Here is a 4,283-nt window from a genome sequence, read left to right on the forward strand (position 1 = left end):
AAAGGCAGTTGAAAGTTTGATTAAATCACTTTCAATTGCCTTTTTTAAATGTACTTTTTCAGTGCCCTCGCTCAATACCGAGGTCATCTGTTAACTGCATAAGCTCTTTTTTAAACTGTCCATATTAAGGGTTACAGTTCAGAAACTTCCTCTGTGCTCTTTTCTATATATGGTCAACAAGAACAGCCACAAATTCTTCCAGTTTTTGTTGATCCAACTCATCAAACCGGTTCTTTTCGGGTGAATCAATATCAAGAACACCAAAAAGCTCCCCACCCTTTATTATCGGAACGACGATTTCTGATTGGGACGCGGCATCACAGGCAATGTGACCTGGAAACAGATGAACATCAGCGACTAGAACCGTTTCCTGTTTTAAGGCAGCCGTTCCGCACACACCCTTGCCAACCGGAATTCGGACACAAGCAGGAAGACCTTGGAATGGTCCCAAAACAAGTTGTTGGTTTTTATCCATTAAATAAAATCCAACCCAATTGATTCGATCAAGAAATTGGTTCAGCATGGCACTTGCATTGCTGAGATTGGCGATTGGATTCTCCTCATCGTGAATGAGAGCATGCAACTGCTTTATGACAAGATTATAATTTTCTTCGCGGCTTCCTGTATACATTTCGACGTTAAACATGATTTTTCCCCTTTGTTTCAACAATTTAATATAAGTATTTTATCAAATTTAAAAGAATATAAGCAGACTTTGTCGATATTTTTATAAAGGAATCTGTCGTGTAACAAAGAATTTTTAAGTAAGGGGATTATCGGGTATTCCAGAAAGGGGCCATTTTATGAAGAAAAATGCTAAAGAAGCTATTGTAAAGGCTGCTATCACATTGTTTAAGTCCAATGGTTACACAGGAACGTCCATAAGGGATATCGCCCGTCTGGCTAACGTAAATACGGCAACAATTGCCTACCATTTTGAAAACAAACCAGGTCTATTAGAATATTGCTTTACCCATTTTTTTGAACAATATATTAGTAAGATGGAAGAAGCCTATGCATCCATTGAAAAGGGAGCAAAGGAATGTTTAAAACGAATTGTTGCGGATTTATTACACTATCAATGTGAAAATAGTAAATTGGCTAGTTTGGTCTACCGAGAAATGTCGATGGACTCACAAATAGTACGAGAGATTATGTCAACATACTTACTAAAAGAAAAATACTATTTTCAATTAATCTTTGAAAGAGGTTTTGAATGGAATGAATTCCGCCCCCATTCGATTCCTTATTTAATCATCCAGTTAAAAGGATTACTCATGATGCCATTTATGAATACTCACTATATGAGGGAAGTGCTGTACGTATTTCCTAATGAACCATTTTTTGAACAGAAATATTTAAAGGATATTAATTCGTGGATTGAAAAAACTTTATGCTCAGATGTGCCAATGAAAATGGGTGCAGTCGTCAAATAGCGGCAATCGCTATTTTTTTTTATTTTACAAAAAAAATGAAATTAATAGTCAAAAAATGTCGTTTACATGGTATCATAATAGCATTGAACAGAACACTATATGATTTATTTAAAATAGATGTACGACAACTGCACATGGAAAGAATGTTTTTGGAAATAGGGGGCTTACTTGTGAAATTTTTCATTGGATTTTTTATCCTAATACTGGCCTTATTTGTAGTAGGGTATCTAATTAAGAAAAAGTACTTTAAGGAAATGGATCGATTGGAAGCATGGAAAATCGATTTAATGAATCGTCCAGTACTGGATGAAATGTCAAAGGTTAAGCTTCTTAATATGACAGGACAAACGGAAGAGCTTTTCGAACGTTGGCGAAATCAGTGGGACGAGGTTGTTACGGTGCAACTTCCTAATTTAGAAGAAATGCTTTTTGATGCAGAAGAGTACATAGATCGGTATCGTTTTAATAAAGCAAAAGGTGTCCAACTAGCCATTGCAGGGAAGTTACAAGAAACAGAGGATCAGATAAAAAGTATTTTAGAAGAGTTACATGAACTGGTTGGCAGCGAGGAAAAGAACCGTGTTGAAATTGAGGAATTAAAAGAGCAGTATCGGGAATCAAAGAAAATGCTGCTTGCCCACCGCCACAGCTTTGGCAGTTCAGAAAAGTCTTTAGAAGAACAGCTTAATGACGTATCACAAAAATTTCAGGAATTTGATGAAAAAACGGAACATGGTAATTATCTTGAAGCCCGTGAAGTAGTTTTGTCGATTCAAAGTCAGCTGGGAACGATTAAGAAAGATATGGACTTAATCCCGCAGTTATTAATTGAATGTCAATCGCTTCTTCCGAATCAGCTGTCCGATATCCTTGAAGGGTACCGTGAAATGTCTGGCCAAGAATATTACTTAGAACATATCAATGTGGAACAAGAGCTAAAGCGGTTAGAGGAAAAGCTGTCTGAGAATTTAGTACTCATCGAAGCAACGAAGATTGACGAGGCAGTGGAAGGAATAACAGAAGTAAAGGAAAGAATCGATATCCTTTTCGATCTATTGGAAAAAGAAGTTCACGCTAAGCATTTTGTCTTAAAAAATGAACAAATTACAAGTGATCTTCTTCTATCCGCCCATGAGGAAAATAGTCATCTATCAAGTGAACTCTTTCATGTTCAAGAAAGTTATCAGTTGTCTGATAGTGATTTTGAAACACAGCGTCATCTGGAAAAAGAACTTTCCACTGTCTATAAACATTTTGAAATCCTAATAGAAAAAGTAAAAGTAAACGAAATAGCACAAAGCGTGATAAGCGAAGAGTTGGCTCAGATTAAAGAACAGCTGGATATTATCCGTGAGGGACAGCAAGATTTTGCTTTAAAACTCCAAGCCCTTAGGAAAGATGAATTTGAAGCAAGAGAAAAACTTAAAGAACTTACCAAAAAGGTAGGAGAGACCGTTCGTCTCGTGACGAAGAGCAACGTCCCAGGCTTACCAGAGGATTATAAGTATTTGTTTGAGGATACAAATGAGAGTATTCAAAATGTGAAATACCAACTTGAAGAAAAACCGCTTAACATTTCTGCCTTAAATCAGTATTTAGAAATAGCTGTTCTAACAGTGGATAAACTTACTAATTCAACGATTGAGCTATTAGAAAATGTGATGCTTGCCGAAAAAGCTATTCAATATGGGAATCGATACAAAACCCAGTACCCAGCAGTAGCTAAAGGCTTATCGGAAGCAGAAATTGCGTTTAGACACTATGATTACCAACAGGCTCTTGAACAAGCGGCAGCAACACTAGATATTATTGATCCAGACGCATTGAAAAAAATAAAAGCCTCTTTTGTTAGTGAATAAATAACCAAAAACCGATCAGTGCACACTTTGGCTGAATCGGTTTTTTGTTTTTCCTTTTTATATATCTTTATGATAAGATTTATTTTTGTAAGTCCAATGGTTCGGAAGTTCGGAGGAGAAAAAAATGATTTATTTAGATAATAGTGCAACGACAAAACCGTTTAAAGAAGTGTTGGATTCTTTCGTTACGGTGTCTAGTGAATATTATGGGAATCCGTCCTCACTACACAATATGGGGGCACAAGCAGAAAAGTTGTTATCACAGGCACGGGAACAGGTAAGCAAACTCCTAAAGGTGAAGCCCTCCGAGATTTATTTTACCTCAGGTGGCACAGAAGGAAATAACTTAGCAATTAAAGGGACTGCGTTATTGCATAAAAATAAAGGACGCCACTTGATTACATCAAGTATAGAGCATCCATCGGTTCAATCTGCAATGGAACAGCTTGAACAGGAGGGGTTCGAGGTCACCTACCTGCCTGTTGATGAGCATGGAAGAATTAGTGTCGCCGATCTTGAAAGCGCGATTAGGAAAGATACCATTTTAATTTCGATTATGCATGTGAATAATGAAGTGGGAACGGTTCAGCCGATTGAAGAAATTGGTGAACTATTAATAAACCATCCTGCGATTTTATTTCATGTTGATGCTGTTCAAAGCATTGGGAAACTTCCCTTTTCACTCAAGGAAAGTAGAGTGGATTTTTGCTCGATTTCTGGCCATAAATTTCATGGTTTAAAGGGTACTGGTGCCCTTTATATTCGTGAAGGTACAAGACTTGCTCCATTATTTTCTGGTGGAAATCAGGAACGGAAACTCCGGAGCGGTACTGAAAATGTGGCAGGAGCTGTTGCCATGGCAAAAGCACTTAGAATGACATTAACGAAAGCTGAAACCGGGTTAGCAAGAATGAAGAGGATCCAAAAGATGCTCAGGAATGGATTAACTGAAATAGAGGATGTTCAAATTCATACGCCACATGAAAAT

The 4,283-nt window shown here is 37.3% G+C and carries 4 protein-coding genes; 3 read left to right on the plus strand and 1 reads right to left on the minus strand.

Features of this window, described 5'->3' with window-relative positions; all coding sequences use genetic code 11:
* Positions 1 to 163 precede the first annotated feature (163 nt).
* On the minus strand, positions 164 to 646 hold the full coding sequence (locus V7659_RS23530; protein ID WP_335542587.1) for a GAF domain-containing protein: 483 nt from the start codon (positions 644 to 646) through the stop codon (positions 164 to 166).
* Positions 647 to 803: 157 nt separating this feature from the next.
* On the opposite strand from V7659_RS23530, the gene refZ reads away from it, so the two are divergent.
* From refZ to V7659_RS23545, 3 genes are all read left to right on the plus strand, one after another.
* Positions 804 to 1,436 carry a forespore capture DNA-binding protein RefZ gene (gene refZ, locus V7659_RS23535; protein ID WP_283875421.1) on the plus strand — a complete coding sequence of 211 codons (633 nt, stop codon included), beginning with the start codon at positions 804 to 806 and terminating at the stop codon, positions 1,434 to 1,436.
* A 170-nt stretch (positions 1,437 to 1,606) separates the two neighbouring features.
* On the plus strand, positions 1,607 to 3,295 hold the full coding sequence (gene ezrA, locus V7659_RS23540; protein WP_335542588.1) for a septation ring formation regulator EzrA: 1,689 nt from the start codon (positions 1,607 to 1,609) through the stop codon (positions 3,293 to 3,295).
* A 124-nt stretch (positions 3,296 to 3,419) separates the two neighbouring features.
* Positions 3,420 to 4,283 (plus strand): cysteine desulfurase family protein (locus tag V7659_RS23545; RefSeq protein WP_335542589.1); only part of this gene is annotated, 864 nt, incomplete at its 3' end.

This window comes from Neobacillus drentensis (assembly GCF_036966985.1).
Classification (GTDB): Bacteria; Bacillota; Bacilli; order Bacillales; family Cytobacillaceae; genus Neobacillus; species Neobacillus drentensis_E.

Coding starts and splice junctions, on each gene's coding strand:
- refZ (WP_283875421.1), top strand. CDS start 804: ATGAAGAAAAATGCTAAAGAAGCTATTGTAAAGGCTGCTATCACATTG.
- V7659_RS23530 (WP_335542587.1), bottom strand. CDS start 646: ATGTTTAACGTCGAAATGTATACAGGAAGCCGCGAAGAAAATTATAAT.